Here is a 20757-nt window from a genome sequence, read left to right on the forward strand (position 1 = left end):
CGGCGTACCCCGACGTCGCGGCGGGTCCGACCGCCACCCTCCAGTTCCGGCACAGTCAGGAGGTTCACCGTGACCCGGTCCGCACCGATCACGGCACCCGCGCCCGCAGACTCGCCGCCTGGCCGTCCGGCCGAGAGCCGGTCCCGGCGGAGGTCGCGCCGGGTCACCGCGCACCCGGTGGCCGGAGCGCTGTTCGTCCTGCCGTTCTTCCTCGTCGTCGTCGCGTTCCTGATCGTGCCGCTGGGGTACGCGTTCTGGCTAAGCCTGTCCAGCAAGAGCCTCGCCACCGGCGTCAAGTTCAGCGGTCTCGACAACTACGTGCGCGCGTTCACCGATCCGCTGCTGCTGGACGGCCTGCTGCGGGTCGTCCTCTTCGGACTCGTGCAGATCCCGATCATGCTGGGCATCGCGCTGGCGGGCGCGCTGGTGCTGGACGCCGTCACGACGAAGTTCGCCCTGGCGTTCCGGCTCATCGCGTTCATGCCCTACGCGGTGCCGGCGGTGGTCGGCGCGCTGATGTGGGGTTTCCTGTACAGCCGCACGTTCGGCCCGTTCGCGGACCTGCCGACGCTCGTCGGCGGCGAGCCGATCGACTTCTTCAGCGTCTCGCTGCTGCTGCTGTCGCTCGGCAACATCGTGACGTGGGCGTGGACCGGCTACAACATGATCATCCTGTACTCGGCGCTGCAGGGCGTGCCCCGTGAGATGTACGAGGCCGCGGTGATCGACGGGGCCACGCCGGTGCAGATCGCGTTGCGGGTCAAGGTTCCCGCGATCAAGCAGGCCATCTCGCTGGCCGCGATCTTCACCGTCATCGGCACCATGCAGTTCTTCACCGAACCGGCCATCATGGCCCGGTTCGCGCCGCAGATCTCCGCCGGGTACACGCCGAACCTCTACGCCTACAACCAGGCGTTCGCCTACTCGGACTTCCACTACTCGGCCGCGGTCTCCTTCGCCCTCGGCTTCCTGGTGTTCGTCGTCGCGTACCTGTTCGTGTTCGTCAACCGCCGGCGAGGTGCTCGCGCATGAAGGTGAAGACCCGGCTGCCGCACCTGCTGATGGGTGTGGGCATCCTCTACTTCCTCGTCCCGCTGCTGTGGGTGGTCATCGCGGCCACCAAGAGCCAGCCGGACCTCCTCGACAGCCCGGCGCTGTGGTTCGCCGAGTTCAACCTCTTCGAGAACATCGGGCAGCTGTTCCGCGAGGACGGCGGCGTGTACGGCAAGTGGCTGCTCAACACGGCGCTGTACTCGGGGCTGAGCGCGCTCGGCGCGACCGCGTTGGCGGCTGCCGCGGGCTACGGGCTGGCCCGGTTCCAGTTCCTGGGCAAGCGGTTGTTCGAGACCGCCCTGCTCGGCATGATCATGGTGCCGGCCACCGCCCTGGTGCTGCCGACGTACCTGATCCTGGCCGAGGTGGAGCTGGTCGACACGATGTGGGCGGTCATCCTGCCCTCGTTGCTGAGCCCCTTCGGCGCGTACCTGGTCCGCGTGTACGTGGACGAGAGCGTGCCGGTGGAGCTGATCGACGCCGCCCGCATCGACCGGGCGGGCGAACTGCGCATCTTCTGGCAGATCGTGGTCCCGATGATGCGACCCGCGATCGTCACCGTCTTCCTGTTCACGCTGGTCGCGACGTGGAACAACTACTTCCTGCCGCTGGTGATGCTCAGCGACGCCGAGCTCTACCCGCTGACCGTGGGGTTGACCACCTGGTTCAACACCGCGCAGCAGGAGGCAGGCACCCGGATGCTGTTCAACCTCGTCGTGACCGGCTCACTGCTGGCCATCGTCCCGCTCGTCGTCGCCTTCGTCCTGCTGCAGCGCTTCTGGCGCAGCGGCGCGTCGGCCGGCGCTCTCAAATAGGAAGCAGAACCGTGCTCAACGCCTCCTTGGTCATCAGCCCCGACTACGTCATCGCGCCGGTGCGCCGCCGGCTCTTCGGATCGTTCGTCGAGCACATGGGCCGTTGCGTCTACACCGGCATCTACGAACCCGGCCACCCGACCGCCGACGAGGACGGGTTCCGCGGCGACGTGCTCGACCTGACCCGTGAACTCGGGGTGGAGCTGGTCCGCTACCCCGGCGGCAACTTCGTGTCCGGCTACCGGTGGGAGGACGGCATCGGGCCGGTCGCCGACCGACCGGTGCGCCGCGAACTCGCGTGGCACAGCATCGAGACGAACGAGGTCGGCGTCGACGAGTTCGCCCGCTGGGCCCGCAAGGCCGACGTCGAGGTGATGTACGCGGTGAACCTCGGCACGCGCGGCGTCGAGGAAGCGCTCGACGTGCACGAGTACATGAACCACGAGAGCGGCACGCACCTGTCGGAGTTGCGCCGTGCCAACGGTTCCGATGCGCCGCACGGCGTGAAGCTGTGGTGCCTGGGCAACGAGCTGGACGGCCCGTGGCAGCTCGGCCACAAGACCGCGCACGAGTACGGTCGGCTGGCGGCCGAGACGGCGCGGGCGTTGCGCCAGGCCGAGCCGGACCTGGAACTGGTGGCGTGCGGCAGTTCGAGCTCGTCCATGCCGACGTTCGGCGAGTGGGAGTCCACCGTCCTGGAGCTGACCTACGACCAGGTGGACCACATCTCGCTGCACGCGTACTACGAGGTGCTCGACGGTGACGTGGACAGCTTCCTCGCCTCCGCCGTCGACATGGACCACTTCATCGACAGCGTGGTGGCCACGGCGGACGCGGTCGGGGCGCGGCTGAAGAGCAGCAAGAAGATCACGCTCTCGTTCGACGAGTGGAACGTCTGGTACATGAAGCGGTTCCAGGAGGCGCCGCGCACCGAGTGGGAGACCGCGCCGCGGGTCATCGAGGACCAGTACGACGTCACCGACGCGGTGGTCGTCGGCAACCTGCTGATCTCGTTGCTGCGGCACAGCGACCGGGTGGCGGTGGCGTGCCAGGCGCAGCTGGTCAACGTGATCGCGCCGATCCGCAGCGAGCCGGGCGGTCCGGCGTGGCGGCAGACGATCTTCCACCCGTTCGCGTTGACCTCGCGGTTGGCGCGGGGGCAGGTGCTGCGGGTGGAGACGACGTCACCGACTTACTCCACCAAGCGGTTCGGTGACGTCCCGGTGGTCGACGCGGTCGCCACGCACGACCCGGACACCGGTGACACGGTGGTGTTCGTGGTGAACCGGCACCAGTCCGAGCCGGTGGACCTGCGGGTGGGGCTCGCGGCGTTCGGCGACGTTGCGGTGGCCGAGGCGTGGACGATGCACGACCAGGACGGCTCGGCGACCAACACCGAGGCCGACCCGGACCGCGTCGTGCCGCAGGCGCAGGCGGTCGACGTCACCGAGGGCGAGCTGCACGCCGTCCTGCCGCCCGTTTCGTGGACCGCGGTGCGGCTGACCCACCGCTCCTGACCACCCCCGCGCCGTGAGTCCTACGTTCCGTACGCGTGAGTCCTACGTTCGGAACGGGTGAGTCCTACGTTCGGAACCCCTGAATTCAACGTTCGCGTCGGGGCTTGCCTGCCTCCGCGTTCTGAGCGTTGAATTCGGGTGTTCGGAACGTAGGACTCACGCGTCGGGAACGTAGGACTCACGCGGGTGGTGTGGGGGAGACGTAGTCGGCGAGGTGTTCGGCGGTGAGGGTGGCGCGCTTGGCGACCAGGTCGGCGGGTGTGCCCTCGAAGACGATCCGGCCGCCGTCGTGGCCGGCGCCGGGGCCGAGGTCGATGATCCAGTCCGCGTGCGCCATGACCGCCTGGTGGTGCTCGATGACGATGACCGACTTGCCCGAGTCGACGAGCCGGTCCAGCAGGCCGAGCAGCTGTTCCACGTCGGCGAGGTGCAGGCCGGTCGTCGGCTCGTCGAGGACGTAGACCTCGCCCTTCTCCGCCATCTGCGCGGCCAGCTTGAGCCGCTGCCGCTCACCACCGGACAGCGTGGTCAGCGGCTGCCCCAGCGTGAGGTAGCCGAGGCCGACGTCGGCGAGCCGGTCGAGGATCTTGTGCGCGGCCGGCGTGCGCGCGTCGCCCGCGCCGAAGAACTCCTCCGCCTCGACCACGGACATCGCCAGCACCTCGGCGATGTTCCGCCCGCCCAGCGTGTACTCCAGCACGGACGCCTGGAACCGCTTGCCGTCGCAGTCCTCGCACGTGGACTCGACGGTCGCCATCACGCCCAGCTCGGTGTAGATGACGCCCGCGCCGTTGCACGTGGGGCACGCGCCCTCGGAGTTGGAGCTGAACAACGCCGGCTTCACGCCGTTGGCCTTGGCGAACGCCTTGCGGATCGGTTCGAGCAGCCCGGTGTACGTCGCCGGGTTGCTGCGCCGCGACCCGCGGATCGCGCCCTGGTCGATCACGACCACGCCCTCGCGGCCGGCGACCGAGCCGTGGACCAGCGAGCTCTTGCCGGAACCCGCCACGCCCGTGAGCACGCAGAGCACCCCGAGCGGGATGTCGACGTCGACGTCACGCAGGTTGTGGGCGTCCGCCCCGCGCACCTCCAGCGCCCCGGACGGCGTCCGCGCCGACGGCTTCAGCGTCGCCCGGTCGTCCAGGTGCCGCCCGGTGAGGGTGTCGGCGGCGCGCAGCCCCTCGACGGCGCCCTCGAACACCACCTCGCCACCGCCCGTGCCCGCAGCAGGGCCGAGGTCGACGACGTGGTCGGCGATCGCGATCACCTCGGGCTTGTGCTCGACCACCAGCACGGTGTTGCCCTTGTCCCGCAACTGCAGCAGCAGGGCGTTCATCCGCTGGATGTCGTGCGGGTGCAGGCCGATGGTGGGCTCGTCGAAGACGTAGGTGACGTCGGTGAGCGACGAGCCGAGGTGGCGGATCATCTTGGTGCGCTGCGCCTCACCGCCCGACAGCGTGCCCGACGGGCGGTCGAGCGACAGGTACCCCAGCCCGATGCCCACGAACGAGTCCAGCGTCCGCCGCAGCGTCACGAGCAGCGGCGCCACCGAAGGCTCGTCCAGTTCGCGCACCCACTCGGCCAGGTCGCTGATCTGGATCTGGCACAGGTCCGCGATGTTCTTGCCCTTGATCCGGGACGCCAACGCTTCCTTGGCCAGCCGCGTGCCGTCGCACTCGGGGCAGGTCGTGAACGTCACCGCCCGCTCGACGAACGCGCGGATGTGCGGCTGCATGGCGTCGACGTCCTTGGCCAGGAACGACTTCTGGATCTGCGGGATCAGGCCCGAGTACGTCAGGTTGATCCCCTCGACCTTGATCTTGGTCGGTTCCCTGTGGAGCAGGTCGTGCAGTTCCTTCTTGTTGTACTTGCGGATCGGCTTGTCCGGGTCGAAGAAGCCGCAGCCGCGGTAGATGCGGCCGTACCAGCCGTCCATGCTGTAGCCGGGGATGGTGAGCGCGCCGTCGTTGAGCGACTTGCTGTCGTCGTACAGCGCGCTCAGGTCGAAGTCGGTGACCGAGCCCATGCCCTCGCACCGCGGGCACATGCCGCCGAGGCGGTTGAACGTCGCCTTCTCGGCCTTCGTCTTGCCGCCGCGCTCCACCGTGATCGCGCCGCTGGCCCGCACCGAGGGGACGTTGAACGAGTACGCGTTGGGCGGGCCGACGTGGGGCGTGCCGAGCCTGCTGAACAGGATGCGCAGCAGCGCGTTCGCGTCGGTGACGGTGCCGACCGTGGACCGGGGGTTGGCGCCGAGCCGCTCCTGGTCGACGATGATCGCGGTCGTGAGGCCTTCGAGCACGTCGACCTCGGGCCGCGCCAGCGTCGGCATGAAGCCCTGCACGAACGCGCTGTACGTCTCGTTGATCATCCGCTGCGACTCGGCGGCGATCGTGCCGAAGACCAGCGAGCTCTTGCCGGAACCCGAGACGCCGGTGAACACCGTCAGCCTGCGCTTCGGGATCTCGACGCTGACGTCCTTGAGGTTGTTCACCCGCGCGCCCTGCACGCGGATCAGGTCGTGGCTGTCGGCGGTGTGCGGCGCAGGCGGCTGCGTCCCGGTCTTCTTGGCCATGCTTGTCGTCTCTCCATCACTTCTGTCCGTCGTGGACAAGTCCGGGGTGGCCGGCGCACGCGGACCCGGTGCGCACGGCCGTCACCAGTGCTTCGCCGGACGGCTCAGCCGACTTCCTGGATGCGGACCAGGTTGCCCGCGGGGTCGCGGAACGCGCAGTCGCGGATGCCGTAGGGCTGCAACGTCGGCTCTTGGACGACCTCGACGTCGTGGGACTGGACCTTCTCGAAGGTGCCGTCGAGGTCGCGGGAGGCCAGCAGGATCCAGCCGTAGGTGCCCTTGGCCATCATCTCGGTGATGGTGCGGCGCTCGTCGTCGGTGATGCCGGGGTCGACGGCCGGCGGGGCCAGCAGGATCGACGTGTCGGGCTGATCGGCCGGACCGACCGTGATCCAGCGCATCCTGCCCTGGCCGACGTCGTTGCGGACCTCGAAGCCGAGGACGTCGCGGTAGAAGGCCAGCGACGCGTCCGGGTCGTCGTGCGGGAGGAAGCTGGTGTGAATGGTGATGTCCATGGCGATGACGCTAGGTGAGGCTCTCGGCCGGCGCTTCTCGATTCCTGACCGGTCGGGAGACCTGCTTCTCGACGCAGGACGGGATGCCCGCGGTCGGCGGCGCCTCCTGGCGGCGGTAGGCGCTGGGAGGCATGCCGACCAGCTCGGTGAACCTGGTGCTGAAGGTGCCCAGCGACGAGCAGCCGACGGCGAAGCAGACCTCGGTGACGCTGAGGTCGCCGCGACGCAGCAGCGCCATCGCCCGCTCGATGCGACGGGTCATCAGGTACGAGTACGGTGACTCACCGTAAGCGCGTCGGAACTGGCGGCTGAGGTGCCCGGCGGACACGTTCACGCCGCGGGCCAGCGCCTCGACGTCCAGCGGCTGCGCGTAGTCCCGGTCGATCCGGTCCCGGACCCGCCGCAGCAGCGCGAGGTCACGCAGGTGCTGAGTCGCGGCTGGTGTGCTGGTCACCTGCCCGATGGTGCCACACGCGGGCCAGGTGGAGCAGCGTGTTCGGCCGATCGACCGTCACCGGACGGAAGGCGGCAGGTCGAACGGCGGGAAGTGCTCGGGGCCGATGAACGACGTGACCTCCGAGATCCGGTCGTCCCGCAGCGTCAGCACGTTGACCGCCCACGCCAGGTGCGTGCCGGCGTCCTCGTCCCACATGTAGCAGCCGACGGCGGGCTGGCCGTTCGCGCTGGTCACGATGTGCCGCCACGGCGCGCAGCCGCCGATCGGGACGCGCACGACGAAGTCCGACACCGCCTCGATGCCGTGGTACCAGCGCGGCAGCGGGGGCATCGACCAGGTCACGTCCTCGGTCAGCAGCGCGACCAGGGCGTCCGCGTCGCCGCGTTCCAGCGCGGTGGAGAAGTCGGTCACGACCTGCCGGAGGCGGGCGTCGCCGATCCGCCGCAACGTCTGCTGCTGCGTGCGCGACGGGACCTTCTCCGCGACGATCCGGCGGGCCCGCGCCAACGCCGAGTTCACCGACGTGGTCGAGGTGTTCATCATGGCCGCGATCTCGGCGACCGAGAACCCCAGCACCTCGAACAGCAGCAACGCCGCCCGCTGGTTGCCGGGCAGGTGCTGCAACGCGGCGACGAACGCCAGCTCGACCGACTCGCGCCGGGTGTAGCTGCCGTCCGGCAGCCCCGAGTCCGGGTACGGCCCGAGCCACGCGACATCCGCCAGCGGCGCGTCCCCGATTACCGTCCGTTCGCTGGAAGGCCCCAGGTCGACCGGCATGGCCCTTCGTCCCCGGCTCTCGACGGTGTCCAGGCACGTGCGGGTCGCCACCGCGTACAGCCACGAGCGCAACGAGCTGCGCCCCTCGAACCGGGGCAGCCCTCGCCACGCCCTCAGCAGGGCGTCCTGGAGGGCGTCGTCGGCGTCGTGGGTGGAGCCGAGCATGCGGTAGCAGTGGGCGTGCAGCTCCCGGCGCAGCGGCTCCACCAGACGGGTGAACGCGTCGCCGTCGCCGTCCTGCGCCCGCGCCAGGTCGGGCTCCGCGGAACTCGCCGAAAAAACTTCGGTCACGAGAGACGATTCTGCCCCACTCCGGGAGTCACCACCTCTGAACGAGCACTTCAGACCTGTTCCAGGAGGATCCCGATGACCCAGACCGCCACCGTCGACACCCTGCGCGTCCCGGACGCGCTGCTGCACTACGAGGTGCGGGGCCACGGGCCTCTCGTGGTGCTCGTGGGCGCCCCGATGGACGCCAGGGCGTTCGAGGCGCTGGCCGACCTCCTCGCGGTCGACCACACCGTGCTCACCACCGACCCCCGCGGCATCAACCGGAGCAAGGTGGACGACCCGGACCGCGACTCGACGCCGGAGCTGCGCGCCGACGACCTGGCCCGGCTCATCACCCACGTCGACGCCGGGCCGGCGACCGTCCTGGGCTCCAGCGGCGGCGCGGTCAGCGTGCTGGCCCTCGCGCAGGCGCACCCGGAGCTGCTGCACACCGTGATCTCGCACGAGCCGCCGCTGGACCAGCTGGTCGAGGACCGCGAGCGGCTGCTCGCGCAGACCGACGAGATGATCGCGACCTACCTGTCGGGCGACTCCCTCGGCGCGTGGCGGCAGTTCATGGCCATCGCCAACATCCACATGCCCGACGAGGTCGTCGAGCACATGTTCGGCGGTGAGCGCGACCCCCAGGACGTCGCCGACGAGCACTTCCAGTACGCGCACATGCTCCGGCCGACCGTCGAGTGGGTGCCGGACTTCGACGCGCTGCGCTCGGCGGGCACCCGGATCGTGGTCGGCATCGGCGAGGACTCGGGGGAGGAGCTGTGCGAGCGCACGTCGATCGCGCTCGCCCGGGGACTCGGCGTCGAGCCCACCCGGTTCCCCGGCGGTCACATCGGCTTCGCGGAGGACCCGGAGCGGTTCGCGGTCCGGCTGCGCGAAGTCCTCAGCGAGGGGTGAGCGGCGCCCGGCGGTGGTCGACCAGGACCGACAGGCCGGCCACCGCCAACCCGGCCAGGCTCAAGGCGACGCCCACCCACGCGGTGGAGGTGTAGCCCCACCCCGCGCCGATGGCGAGGCCGCCCAGCCACGCGCCCGCGCCGTTGGCGATGTTCAACGCCGAGTGGTTGGACGACGACGCCAGCGACGGCGCGTCGGGGGAGGCGTCCATCAGCCGCACCTGGAGCGCGGAGGCCAGGACCTGCGACACCAGGCCCAGCAGGAACACCGTGCCGAACGCCATCACCGGCGAGGTGGCGGTCAGCGCGAACACCACCAGCACGACCGTGACCGCGGACATGGCGCCGAACACCGTGCCCATGACCGACCAGTCGACGAACCGCCCGCCGACCGTGGCGCCGATCGTCATGCCGAGCCCGAACACGGCCAGGACCCACGGCACGGCGGACGACGACAGTCCGGTGACCTCGGTGGTGAGCGGCGAGATGTAGGAGTAGACGGCGAACATGCCGCCGAACCCGATCATGCCGGTGACCAGCGCGAACCACACCTGCGGGCGGCGGAACGCGCGGAGTTCGGCACCGATGCCCGCGTCACGGGGAGCGGGGACGCGGGGCAGCCACCGGGCCACCGCCAGCGCCGTCGCGAGCGCGATGACCGTGACCCCGAAGTACGCGACCCGCCACCCGATCTGCTGTCCGGCGGCGGTGACCACCGGCACGCCGATCAGGTTGGCCAGCGTCAGCCCGACCATGATCCGGGCGACCGCCGTGCCACGTCGTTCCGGTGGCACGAGGGTGGTGGCGACCACGGCGGCGATGCCGAAGAACGCGCCGTGCGGGAGGCCGGCGACGAACCGGGCCGTCATCAGCAGGGCGGTGTTCGGCGCCACCGCGGACAGGCCGTTGCCGAGGGCCAACGCGATCGTCAGGCCGATCAGCAGGCCCTTGCGCGGCAGCTTCGCGGCCAGTCCGGCGATGAGCGGCGCGCCGACGACGACGCCGAGCGCGTAGAGGCTGATCGCGTGGCCCGCGGTGGGGATGGAGATGCCGAACGTGTCCGCCATCTGCGGCAGCAGGCCCATGGTGGCGAACTCGGTGGTCCCGATGGCGAAGCCGCCCATCGCCAGCGCGCCCATCGCCGCGCCACCGTTGGTCCGACGGGTCGCGCTGGACTCGACGGTGGTCGCCGTCATGCGTCGCTCCTGTCGTCTGTCCCGAGTCGACAGTGACCGCGCGACCTTGGTTAGCTACCGAAACGATTTTAACGGCCCCGCCGCGACCGCTCGCGCGCATGATGCGTGCCCCTCCTCACACGGCGACGAACTGCGATGTCGTATCGGGGGTCCCGGGACGGGCTGATCAGCTGTCCGGCTGAGGGATGTCCAGGGCGGTGCCGTAGAGGCGGGACGCGCGGAGGGTGATCGTCAGGCGGCGGTCCGGTTCCGGGTTGTCGGCCGGCTCCGCCTCGACCAGTTCCGCGTCGCCCTCGACCACCGCGAACGACCACACGTCCGGCCCGCTGACGTGCAGTGACACCCGCGGGTTGGCGCGGATCTGGCGGGCTTTGAGGCGGTCCGCGGTGGTGGAGACGCGGATCGTGCGCTCCACCGGGTCCCACTGGTACAGCACCGTGGACAGGTGGGGTTGCCCGCTGCGCTTCACGGTCGCCAGCACCCCGAACTGCTGCGCCCCGATCAGGGCCACCAGCTCGTCGTCGGTGAGGGTGCGGGGTGCGGGGCCTGCGTTGACGGTCATGTCGATCTCCTCGGTGAACGGGGGCGGGTCAGGCAGTAGGGCGCTTGCGCAGGACGGTCGACGCGACCACGAACGCGGCGGCCAGCAGGGCGGCGGCGATGGTGAAGGCCACGTGGTACCCGGCGGTCAGGGCGGCGGGCTCGGTGGCGCCCGACGCCAGGTCCTCCTCGGTGCGGGCGGCGGCGAAGGTGGACAGGACGGCGACGCCCACCGCCATGCCGACCTGCTGCGTGGTGTTGAACAGGCCGGACACCAGGCCCGCGTCGTCCGGCGCGGCGTCGGACATGCCCAGCGAGGTCAGGGCGGGCAGCACCAGCCCGCCACCCGCGATCAGCAGCATGACCGGCAGCAGGTCGGTGACGTAGTCCGCGTCCACCGGGACCGCGATGAGCTTGAGCATCGCGCCGAACAGCAGCACCAGCCCGACCAGGAGCACCGCCCGCTCACCGAACCGCGTGTTCAGGCGTGCCGAGACGAACAGCGACACGCCACCGATCGCGACCGCCGCCGGCAGCATCGCCAACCCGGTCGCCAAAGCGCTGTAGTGCAACACCTTCTGCATGTAGAGCGCGACGATGATCTGGAACGCGAACATCGCCGACAACGTCAGGACCTGCACCAGGTTGGCCCCGCTGACGTTGCGCGAACGCAGGACCCGCAACGGCATCAACGGCGTCTTCGCGGTCGCCTGACGAACGACGAACCCCGCCAGCAAGCCAAGGGACAGCGCGCCGAGGCCGAGCGTGTGCGGCGCCGCCCACCCGTGCTGCTCGACCTTCACGACGGTGTAGATGCCGAGCATCAGCCCGCTCGTGACCAACCCCGCGCCCAGCACGTCCGCGCCCGCGGTCAGACCGACGCCCCGGTCGGACGGCAGCGCGCGGACCGCGAGGGCGATCGTGGCCAGGCCGATCGGCAGGTTGATGAAGAAGATCCAGTGCCAGCTCAGCGCGTCGGTGAGCACGCCGCCCAGCACCTGCCCGATGGACGCACCGGCCGCCCCGGTGAAGCTGAAGACCCCGATGGCCTTGGCCCGCTCGCCGGGATCGGTGAACAGCGTCACCAGGATGCCGAGCACGACCGCCGACGCCATCGCGCTGCCCACGCCCTGGAGGAACCGCGCGGCGATCAGCAGACCCGGCGTGGTCGCCGCGCCCGCGAGCAGCGACGCGGCGGTGAACACGGCGTTGCCCGCCACGAACATCGCCTTGCGGCCGATCAGGTCACCGAGCCGCCCGGCCAGCAGCAGCAGGCCGCCGAACGCGATCAGGTAGGCGTTGACCGTCCAGCTCAGGCCGGCGGGGGAGAAGCCGAGGTCCCGCTGGATGGCGGGCATGGCGACGGTGACGATGCTGCCGTCGAGGATCGTCATCAGCATCGCGGCGGACAGCACGGCCAGTGCGGTCCAGCGGTTGGCGCGGGGCTGGGCGAGCGGTGTTCCGAGCGGTGCTGCGGGCGGTGTTCCGAGCGTGGACGACATGGTTCTCCCCTGTCCGGTTGGCGACAGGAGGAACCGTAGCGGATAGTTTTGTTACAGACAATCTCTTGCGGACTTATCGGGTGCTCTCGCGGGCCCGACGGGCGGTCTGCGGTGCGGTGACCGGGGTGGCCAAGTGGCCGGTGACCAGCAGGTTCATCGCGTGGAGGAGGGCGTCCCGGTCCTTCTTCGGCAGCGACCCCAGGGCTGCCCGGTGCACGCCGTCCACGACCTCCTGGCTGCGCTTTGCCAGCTCCGCGCCCTTGTCGGTGACCGCGACGATCCGGGCCCGCCGGTCCGCGCTGGACGGCCGGCGCTCGGCGAGCCCGGCCTTCTCCAGCGCGTCGACGGTGACGACCATCGTGGTCTTGTCCATGTCGCCGAGCTCGGCCAACTGGATCTGCGTGCGCTCCTCTTCGAGGGCGTGGACGAGCACGCAGTGCATCCGCGCGGTCAGCCCGATCTCGGCGAGCGCCGCCGCCATCCGGGTGCGCAGCACGTGGCCGGCGTGGTCCAGGAGGAACGACAGGTCGGATTCGGTGCGGGCCGGGGCCATGGCGGACATGGCCCCAGCCTACTCATCCGGACAACAGTGGATTATCCGCAAGAGATGCAAGAGAACCGGTCACAGCGGCGGGTGGGCGTTGCGCAGCAACCCCTGGAACTGCGCCGAGTGCCACCGCCCGACCGGTGGCGCGTCCGGCCACGCGCCGGTCGGCCGCGGCGAGCCCCACCCGCTGTCGTACGTCGGGTCGCACATCCGCTCGAAGGTCCCCTCGCCGTTCGGCAGCGGGATGCTCGCGCCGTCCGACTCGCCCGGCGGCTTCATCCACACGTACGCGTCGACGCCGGGCGCGGGCGCCGCGACCGGCCGTTCACCGAGGCCCGTGCCGGTCTGGTTGCACCAGTTGGAGATCAGCAGTCGGCGGTCGAGCCTGCCGCCGTCGACGTACGCGTCGACGCTGGTCTCCGGGCCCGGTGCGGTCGGCCGGTTCGGGCCGCCCCAGCCGTTGCGGGACGTGTCGATCAGCACGCCGGCGTTCTCGCCGAAGCCCACGGCCACCAGCTCGCGCCGGAAGCCATCCACATAGGACAGTTCATCGACGAAGTCGTTCCAGTCGACCCACCTGCTCTGCAGGATCGACGTCCCGTTGACCGACGTCTTGACGAGGAACTCCTCGCGCAACGCCGAGTAGTCGGCGACGTTGGCGATGAAGCCGTGCACGTTCGCCTTCGTGCTGCCACCCAACGTCGCCGCGCTCACCAGCACGTCCCGGGCGGCCAGGCGGTTGTCCCGCCAGCCGAGGGTGCCGTGGTGGCCGATGTCCAGGTAGCTGTAGACGTTCCCGATCCGGCCCAGCTTCGCCAGCGCGTACCCGATGCCCTCCACGTAGGTCCCGCGCGCCTTGATCTGGTCGCACGCGGCCGTGGCCGAAGGGCGCGGCGACACGTGCGTGACCAGGAACGCCACCGCGTTCGGCTCCACGACGGTGACGATCCGGAGGTTCCGGTACGCCGGTTCGGCCACGATCGAGGCGATGGGGTCGATGAACTCCTGCCGGTACCGCGGCAGGTCGTCAGGCCCCAGGTCGCCGTTGGACGACAGGCGACCGCAGTCCCGGCCGGGCAGGTTGTGCAGCACGAGCTGCACCACGTCGGCGTCCTGGCCCAAGGCCGCGTCCAAGTGCTCGCGCAGCCCCAACCGGCCGTTCCAGCCCTGGATGGACAGGGTGTTGTCGAGCCACACGCCGGTCGGCTGGTCGGACACGGCGTGACCGCCCGGTTCGGCGTCGGCACGCACGGACCAGTCCGGGTTGGCGTAGACGCGCGCTCCGACGTACGGGTTGTCCACGCGTGGCGACCACCGAGGGGTCGTTCCGGCGCCGGCAGGGGCGGCGACCGCGAGCGAGGCGGTGAACGCGACCGCCGTCAGCACGTGGCCGACGCGGATGAGGGATCTCATGAACTGCTACCTCCGATGATCACGACGACGTGAAGGAGGCGGTGTGCTGCCACCGTACCGCGCGGGCGCGACGGCCGGCAGCGATCACGCGGAGGCGGTTTCGCGCTCGCCCGGCCCATGACAACAGTGGACAGAAAGCGCGTCGGAGCTTCCGACCGGCCCGCCCGGTTGGGTAGACCATGGGCAGTCGAGAGGTGGAGGACGCGGTGCGGGTTGTCACGGCCGGGTTGGCGATCGTTCTGGCAGTGGGTCCGGTGGTCGCGCCGGAGGTGCCGGCCACGGCGTCGCCACGGGACGCGGTCGGGCACGTCGACCCGCTGATCGGGTCGGCGGGCGGCGGCAACACCTACCCCGGCGCGGTGCGGCCGTTCGGGATGATCTCGTGGAGCCCGACCAGCACCGCGGGCGACCAGACCAACACCGGCGCGGCCAACGGGTACTCCTACAACACCACCAGGGTGCGCGGGTTCAGCCTCACCCACGTCAACGGCGCGGGCTGCCACCCCGGCGCCGCCGGTGACGTGCCGATCATGCCGTTCGTCGGCGAGGTGACGAGTTCGCCCACCGCCGACGTCCGCGACCAGGTCTTCGCCTCCGACTTCACCCACGACGACGAGTCGGCCACGCCGGGCCGCTACCGGGTGGGACTGGCGTCGGGCGCGTCGGCGGACCTGAGCGTGACCACGCGCGCCGGCGTCGGCGACTTCACGTTCCCGCGCGACCGGCCCGCGGCCCTGCTGTTCCGGGTCTCCAACTCGCTCAACGGCAGCGAGGACGCCGAGGTCACCATCGACCCGGACACCCGCACCGTGTCCGGGTCCGTGCTCACCGGCGCGTTCTGCGGCCGCAGGGCCAACGGCGGCGGGAACAACAAGAAGACCTACTACCGGCTGTACTTCACCGCGTCGTTCGACCGCGCCTTCGCGGGCACCGGCACGTGGGTCGACGGCTCGCTCCAGCCCGGCGGCACCACCGCGAGCGGCGGCGAGGGCTACGAGACGGGCGCGGCGCGGCAGGGGCGCGGGTCCGGCGGCTACGTCACTTTCGACCCTTCCGGTGACAACGACGTGCGCGTGCGGGTCGGCATCTCGTACACGAGCGCGGAGGCGGCGCGGCACAACCTGGACCGCGAGATCCGGCCGCACGACAGCGTGGACGACATCGCCGCCGACGCCCGCCGCGAGTGGGCGAGGCAACTGCGCGCGGTGGAGGTCACCGGAGGCACGGAAGCGGAGCGCACCACCTTCTACACCGCGCTCTACCACTCGTTCCTGCAGCCGAACGTGACGAGCGACGTGGACGGCACCTACCTCGGCAGCGACCGCCGGGTCCACCGGCTGGAACAGGGCCAGCGCGCCCAGTACGGCAACTTCTCCGGCTGGGACCAGTACCGCGCCCACACCCAGCTCCTGGCCCTGCTCGAACCGAAGATCGCCTCCGACTACGCCCAGTCGCTGCTCAACCTGGCGAACCAGAACGGCGGCGTGTGGGACCGCTGGGTGCACGTCAACGGGCCGACGCACGTGATGACCGGCGACCCGTCCGCGCCCGCGCTGGCGGGCATGCACGCGATGGGGGCACGGGACTTCGACGTGCGGTCGGCGTTCGAGTCGCTGGTGCGCCAGGCCACCGTGCCGCACCCGGACGGCCTGTCCGACAAGGGGTGCCCCGGCCAGTGCGAGGGGCAGCGGCCGAACCTGGCCGAGTACCTGCGCCTCGGCTACGCGCCGCAGGACACGTGCCACTGCTGGGGCGGCGCGGCGGAAACGCTGGAGGACGCCACCGCCGACTTCGCCCTGGCCGACTGGGCGGGCCGGCTCGGGCGCGCCGACGTGCGCGACGCGTTGCTGCCCCGGGCGAGCTGGTGGCGCAACACGTTCAACCCCTCGGCGGCGGACGGCGGCTACCAGCAGGCGCGGATGTCGGACGGCACGTGGACGTGGCCGTTCAGCCCGTCGTCGGACCTCGGTTTCGCGCAGGGCACGAGTTCGACCTACACGTGGATGGTGCAGCACGACGTGTCCGGCCTCGCCGCGGCGATGGGCGGGCGCGAGCGGGCGGCGCAGCGGTTGGACGCGTTCTTCCACAAGCCGGACGGCTCGTGGGCGACCGGCGGCGACGGGCTGCGGTACGACCCGACCAACGAGCCCGGCATCCACACCCCGTGGCTCTACAACGCGCTGGGACAGCCGTGGAAGACGCAGGAGACCGTGCGCGCCATGGCGTCCCTCGTGTACCGGACGGGTCCGAGCGGGCTGCCCGGCAACGACGACCTCGGCACCATGTCGGCGTGGTACGTGTTCGCCGCGCTCGGCGTGTACCCGCAGACGCCGAGCCGGGCGGAACTGCTGCTGTCCAGCCCGGTGTTCCCGGCCGCGAAGATCAACCGGAACGGCGCGCCGACCATCACGATCAGCGCGCCCGACGCGTCGCCGTCGAACGTGTACGTGCGCGGTGCGACGCTGAACGGCCAGGCGCACGGCAAGTCGTGGCTGTCGGAGGACTTCGTCACCGGAGGCGGTGAGCTCGTCGTGGACGTCACCTCCACGCCCGACACCACCTGGGGCACCGCGGACCTGCCCGTCGACCACGTGCCGACGGCGACCGAGCCGGTGCCCAACCTGCCGGCGGCGTGCACGCGGTCCGGCACGTGGTGCGCGCAGGACCTGCACGGCCAGTACGACGTGGACGGCGCGTCCACCGCCGACGCCAAGCAGCAGGGCAACCTCGACGGCAAGGGCTGGAGCTTCCCGGCCGAGCAACTGCCCGCCGCCGGCGTGCGAGCCGTGGGCGACGCCGCGTACGCCGTGCCGTCCACCGCCGGCACGACCCGCAACTTCCTCACCGCCCGAGGCCAGCGCCTCCACCTGACGCCGGGGCGCTACGGCGCGTTGGAAGTGCTGGTCACCGCGGTCAACGGCGACCAGCGCACCGACATCACCACCACCTACGCCGACGGGACGACGGCCACGACCCGCCTGTCCGTCACCGACTGGGCCGCACCGGGCCCGCGCTTCGGGGAACGCGCCGCCGTCACCGCCTCCACCCGCCACCGCACGGACGGCACCGCGGACGGCCGCACGGTCCGGATCTGGCACCTGACCGTGCCACTCGACCCGAATCGCGAGGCCACGTCGCTCGTGCTCTCGGCCAACGCGAACGTCAAGCTGTTCGCCCTCACCGGGACCACGTCCTAGCGGTCCGCCTCCAGGTAGCCGTGCAGGGCGGCGGCGGCGTCGAGCATCACCCTCGCTTGCCTGCCCAGCTCGGCCTCCCGGGCGGTGATGGCGGCCCGCAACGCGTCCGCGCCACCCGAGCGGCGGAACTCGTGCATGATCGGCTTGATCGTGTGCAGCGGGTAGCGACCTTGCCGCAGGGTGGCCACCAGGCGCGCGTCGCGGACGTCGGCCGGACCGAAGCGGCGGTGCCCGTCGGTGTCGCGTTGCGGTACGAGCAGACCTGCGGCCTCCCACACACGCAACGCGGACGCCCGCACGCCCAGCCGTGCCGCCAGCTCGCCGACCCGCAGACCGGTGCGCGGCACGGTGTCCGGTGGGTGCCCGGCCACCGCCGCCAGCGCCTGCGCCGTCGCCCGCAACGCCAGGCGCTGCTCGTGCTTCACCGCGTGCACGGCGTCCACCCTGGCCAACGCGTCGTCCGGCGCGTCGGCGTGGAGCGAACGCATGATGGCCTTGGCGGCGTCCCACCCGTAGCCACGTCCCAGCGCCCGGTACGTCGTCAACGCCTGCCGGTGCCGCTCGGTGAACACCCGGTAGCCCGCCGGGGAGCGTTCGGCCGGCGGCAGCACCCCGGCGTCGAGGTAGTTGCGCACCTGCTGGGCCGAGATGCCCGCGGCACGGGCCAGATCCACCGGGCGAAGACCCACCGGGAAGTCCTCCACACGAGCAGTTGGGTTCAACGGGAATTTGAAGGTTGGCGGCCGGGGCGCTGCGGCAAGTCGGGGAAAGCTTAAACTAGGAGGTTCAACGATACGGTTGAAGGCATGCAAACCAACGACAACCAGCGAAAACCGTCGGTTGTGGACACGCGCGGCCTGCGCATGAGGTACGGCCCCACGGACGTGCTGAAGGGCGTCGACCTGACCGTCGGGCAGGGCGAGGTGGTGGCGCTGCTCGGCCCCAACGGCGCCGGCAAGACGACGACCATCGAGATCCTGGAGGGCTTCCGCAAGCGGTCGGGCGGTGACGTGCGGGTGCTCGGCGTCGACCCGGATGAGGGCGACGAGGCGTGGCGGGCGCGGCTGGGCGTGGTGCTGCAGTCGTGGCGCGACCACGGCCGGTGGCGGGTGCGCGAGCTGCTGTCCTACCTGAGCGCGTTCTACGAGCCCTACCGGGAGCAGGTCTTCGACACCGACGAGCTGATCGACGTCGTCGGCCTCGCGGAGCACGCCCACAAGCGGATCGGCACCCTGTCCGGCGGTCAACGGCGGCGGCTGGACGTGGCGGTCGGCCTGGTCGGGCGGCCGGACCTGCTGTTCCTGGACGAGCCGACGGTCGGCTTCGACCCCGAGGCCAGGCGGGAGTTCCACGAGCTGGTGCGCCGCCTGACCGGCACCACCATCCTGCTCACCACGCACGACCTGACCGAAGCGGAGAAGTTGGCCGACCGCATCGTGATCCTGGTGTCCGGCCGGGTCGTGGCCGACGGCACGGCGGCGGAGCTGGCCGCCCGGATTGCCGGCAAGGCCGAGGTGCGGTACCGCCTCGACGGCCAGGAGCACGTGCTGTCCGCGGCCGATTCCACCGGGTACGTGCGGGAGCTGTTCGCCGAGCACGGCAAGGCCGTGGAAGACCTGGAGGTGCGCCGCGCCGACCTGGAAGACGTCTACCTCGCGCTGGTCCGCGAGTCCGAGGAGGTGACCGCGTGAACCCCCGTGTGGTGGCCTTGCGCGCCGGTGTGCGGCGCGGCCGGATCGAGTTCGGGCAGACCATGACGAACGCGGGCGAGCTGATCGGCTGGCTGTGGCTGCCGGTGGTCGCCCTGGTGGTGATGTACGCGTTCGGCGACGGGCCGCTGCCCGGCGTGGACTTCTCGCTGGGCGCGCAGTCGGTGCCCGGCATCCTCGCGATGAACGCCGTGTTCACCGGTCTGATGGGGTTGGCGATGGCGCTGACCATGGACCGCGAGGACGGCACGTTGCTGCGGGCGAAGGCGACGCCGAACGGCATGCTCGCGTACGTGATCGGCAAGGTGCTGGGCAAGGCGGGGCTGACGGTCGCCGTGCTGCTGCTCATGCTGCTGCCGGCGGTGTTCGTGTTCGACGGCCTGGAACCGGGCCGGGTGTCGACGTGGGTGACGTTGGCGTGGGTGCTGCTGCTCGGGCTGCTCGCCACCCTGCCGATCGGGGCGATCCTCGGCGCGGTGTTCGGCAACGCCCAGAGCCTCGGGTTCGTGATGCTGCCGATCATGGGCCTGGTGGCGGTGTCGGGCGTGTTCTACCCGATCACCGCGCTGCCGGGGTGGTTGCAGGCGGTCGGCCAGGTGTTCCCGCTGTACTGGCTCGGCCTCGGCCTCCGGTCCGCGATGCTGCCGGACGCGTTGGCCGTGGCCGAGATCGGTGACAGCTGGCGGCACCTGGAAACCGTGGTGGCGCTCGGTGCGTGGGCGGTGGTGGGGTTCGCGCTGGCCCCGGTAGTGCTGCGCCGCATGGCCCGGCGTGAATCGGGTTCAGGCCGGGCGGCGGCGGTCAGCTGAAGAGGGCCGGCAGGTCGTTGCGGTGCAACGCCACCAGCACCCGACCGGCTCCGACGCCCGGCGCGGTCGGCGCGAGAACCCGCACCACGCCGGTCTGGTCGGCGGGCTGCTCGACCGTCGCGCCGGCCAGAACCTCCGACCACGTGGGGCTTTCGAGGTTCGTCCGCACCACGTCCTTGACCGCGTTGGGGTTCTCGTCCGGCACGCACACGACCTCGGTGGCCTCGCCCGCCGGGGTCGTGCGCACGCCCGCCGCCACCGGCCGCCCACCGGCCGGGTTGCTGATCATCGCGACCGACACGTCGCCGAGGCACCGGGCCAGCTCGCCGATCATCGGGTCCGCCGCCAGCGACCGGTCGCCCGCGGGCTCGGTGATCCACTTCAACGCCGCGCCGGTGGGGGCGTGCACCACCGAACCCGCGTCCACCCGGAGGTTCTGGAACCCGCTCACGACACCGGCCTGCGCCAACGGGTTGTCGAGGTCGACCTCGCCGTCCTCGGCGGTCTTCCAGGTACCCGAGCCGGCGCGCTCGCCGCCCAGCGCGGTGATCTTGGCCTCCACCGCCGCCACGTCGACGTCCATCCGCAGCACGGCCGCCCACGTCGGCGGCTGCCCCACCCGCAGCGCGGTGTTCGCCGAGACCGGGTCGAAGCCGACCAGTTCGGGCAGGACCCGGGTGCGCGCGACGTCCGAGTACCCGTAGCCCTGCAACGTGCGGAACCGCTCGGCGTCCCGTTCCACCAGCGCCCGGACGGCCGCCACGTCGCCGTACTCCACCAGCACGGTCGACTCGTCGGTGGCCCGCACGGCGGCGAGCGCACCGAGCAGCCCGCTCGTCGGCTGCTGCGGCTGCGGCACGTCCGCCTCGGCGGAGCACCCGGCCAGCAGGACCGCCACCAACGCCACGCATGAACGTCTGATCACGAGCGGATGGTAGGGCTGCGTGG

Annotated in this window: 18 protein-coding genes; 7 read left to right on the plus strand and 11 right to left on the minus strand. The window is 71.1% G+C overall.

The features are described from left to right. The first annotated feature begins 69 nt into the window (after positions 1 to 69). Genes OQ02_RS21185 through arfA form a run of 3 tightly spaced genes read left to right on the plus strand, consistent with a single transcriptional unit; the run spans position 70 to position 3385 of the window. Positions 70 to 1032 (plus strand): carbohydrate ABC transporter permease, encoded by a 963-nt coding sequence (locus OQ02_RS21185; RefSeq protein WP_033440248.1) that lies wholly within the window; start codon positions 70 to 72, stop codon positions 1030 to 1032. Continuing rightward, positions 1029 to 1868, plus strand: a complete 840-nt coding sequence (locus OQ02_RS21190) for a carbohydrate ABC transporter permease (protein WP_033440249.1) — start codon at positions 1029 to 1031, stop codon at positions 1866 to 1868. The genes OQ02_RS21185 and OQ02_RS21190 overlap by 4 nt, the downstream gene beginning before the upstream one ends. 11 nt (positions 1869 to 1879) lie before the next feature. Further along, a complete protein-coding gene (gene arfA, locus OQ02_RS21195) occupies positions 1880 to 3385 on the plus strand; it encodes an arabinosylfuranosidase ArfA (protein ID WP_033440250.1) in 1506 nt (501 codons plus the stop codon). A gap of 178 nt (positions 3386 to 3563) precedes the next feature. On the opposite strand, the gene OQ02_RS21200 is transcribed toward arfA, so the two are convergent. The 4 genes from OQ02_RS21200 to OQ02_RS21215 all read right to left on the minus strand — a co-directional run bounded on the left by OQ02_RS21200 (position 3564) and on the right by OQ02_RS21215 (position 8000). Continuing rightward, positions 3564 to 5960, minus strand: coding sequence for an ATP-binding cassette domain-containing protein (locus OQ02_RS21200; RefSeq protein ID WP_033440251.1), 2397 nt, complete (start codon positions 5958 to 5960; stop codon positions 3564 to 3566). A 104-nt stretch (positions 5961 to 6064) separates the two neighbouring features. After that, entirely contained in the window at positions 6065 to 6475 is a 411-nt protein-coding gene (locus tag OQ02_RS21205; protein WP_033440252.1) for a VOC family protein, read from the minus strand. Between the two features lie 10 nt (positions 6476 to 6485). Beyond that, positions 6486 to 6929, minus strand: coding sequence for a helix-turn-helix transcriptional regulator (locus OQ02_RS21210; protein WP_033440253.1), 444 nt, complete (start codon positions 6927 to 6929; stop codon positions 6486 to 6488). 57 nt (positions 6930 to 6986) lie between these two features. Further along, positions 6987 to 8000: a sigma-70 family RNA polymerase sigma factor gene (locus OQ02_RS21215; RefSeq protein WP_033440254.1), complete on the minus strand. Its 1014-nt coding sequence runs from the start codon at positions 7998 to 8000 to the stop codon at positions 6987 to 6989. A gap of 75 nt (positions 8001 to 8075) precedes the next feature. Between OQ02_RS21215 and OQ02_RS21220 the strand changes: the two genes are divergently transcribed. Beyond that, the gene (locus tag OQ02_RS21220) at positions 8076 to 8897 is read left to right on the plus strand and encodes an alpha/beta fold hydrolase (RefSeq protein WP_033440255.1); all 822 of its coding nucleotides are present in this window, start codon (positions 8076 to 8078) and stop codon (positions 8895 to 8897) included. Here the strand turns inward: OQ02_RS21220 and OQ02_RS21225 are convergent. The 5 genes from OQ02_RS21225 to OQ02_RS21245 form a co-directional block, all read right to left on the minus strand. Further along, positions 8884 to 10092 carry an MFS transporter gene (locus OQ02_RS21225; RefSeq protein WP_033440256.1) on the minus strand — a complete coding sequence of 403 codons (1209 nt, stop codon included), beginning with the start codon at positions 10090 to 10092 and terminating at the stop codon, positions 8884 to 8886. The genes OQ02_RS21220 and OQ02_RS21225 overlap by 14 nt on opposite strands. Before the next feature lie 166 nt (positions 10093 to 10258). Next, on the minus strand, positions 10259 to 10654 hold the full coding sequence (locus OQ02_RS21230; protein ID WP_033440257.1) for a pyridoxamine 5'-phosphate oxidase family protein: 396 nt from the start codon (positions 10652 to 10654) through the stop codon (positions 10259 to 10261). Positions 10655 to 10682: 28 nt separating this feature from the next. Continuing rightward, positions 10683 to 12134 carry an MFS transporter gene (locus OQ02_RS21235; protein WP_081915815.1) on the minus strand — a complete coding sequence of 484 codons (1452 nt, stop codon included), beginning with the start codon at positions 12132 to 12134 and terminating at the stop codon, positions 10683 to 10685. 73 nt (positions 12135 to 12207) lie between these two features. Further along, positions 12208 to 12696, minus strand: a complete 489-nt coding sequence (locus tag OQ02_RS21240) for a MarR family winged helix-turn-helix transcriptional regulator (protein WP_033440259.1) — start codon at positions 12694 to 12696, stop codon at positions 12208 to 12210. A gap of 60 nt (positions 12697 to 12756) precedes the next feature. Next, a complete protein-coding gene (locus tag OQ02_RS21245; protein ID WP_051772596.1) occupies positions 12757 to 14094 on the minus strand; it encodes a glycoside hydrolase family 6 protein in 1338 nt (445 codons plus the stop codon). A gap of 179 nt (positions 14095 to 14273) precedes the next feature. Here OQ02_RS21245 and OQ02_RS21250 point away from each other — a divergent pair, with 179 nt between their 5' ends. After that, entirely contained in the window at positions 14274 to 17291 is a 3018-nt protein-coding gene (locus tag OQ02_RS21250) for a GH92 family glycosyl hydrolase (RefSeq protein WP_081915816.1), read from the plus strand. Here the strand turns inward: OQ02_RS21250 and OQ02_RS21255 are convergent. Further along, entirely contained in the window at positions 17288 to 17980 is a 693-nt protein-coding gene (locus OQ02_RS21255; RefSeq protein ID WP_231500144.1) for a MerR family transcriptional regulator, read from the minus strand. The two genes, OQ02_RS21250 and OQ02_RS21255, sit on opposite strands and share 4 nt — an antisense overlap. Positions 17981 to 18097: 117 nt before the next feature. On the opposite strand from OQ02_RS21255, the gene OQ02_RS21260 reads away from it, so the two are divergent. Further along, positions 18098 to 18982, plus strand: coding sequence for an ABC transporter ATP-binding protein (locus OQ02_RS21260; RefSeq protein WP_051772597.1), 885 nt, complete (start codon positions 18098 to 18100; stop codon positions 18980 to 18982). After that, entirely contained in the window at positions 18979 to 19809 is an 831-nt protein-coding gene (locus OQ02_RS21265) for an ABC transporter permease (RefSeq protein ID WP_033440261.1), read from the plus strand. The genes OQ02_RS21260 and OQ02_RS21265 overlap by 4 nt, the downstream gene beginning before the upstream one ends. Here the strand turns inward: OQ02_RS21265 and OQ02_RS21270 are convergent. Next, positions 19802 to 20734 carry a hypothetical protein gene (locus tag OQ02_RS21270; protein WP_156077181.1) on the minus strand — a complete coding sequence of 311 codons (933 nt, stop codon included), beginning with the start codon at positions 20732 to 20734 and terminating at the stop codon, positions 19802 to 19804. The two genes, OQ02_RS21265 and OQ02_RS21270, sit on opposite strands and share 8 nt — an antisense overlap. Positions 20735 to 20757: the final 23 nt, after the last annotated feature.

The organism is Saccharothrix sp. NRRL B-16314, from assembly GCF_000716595.1.
In the GTDB taxonomy this organism is placed as follows: Bacteria; Actinomycetota; Actinomycetes; order Mycobacteriales; family Pseudonocardiaceae; genus Actinosynnema.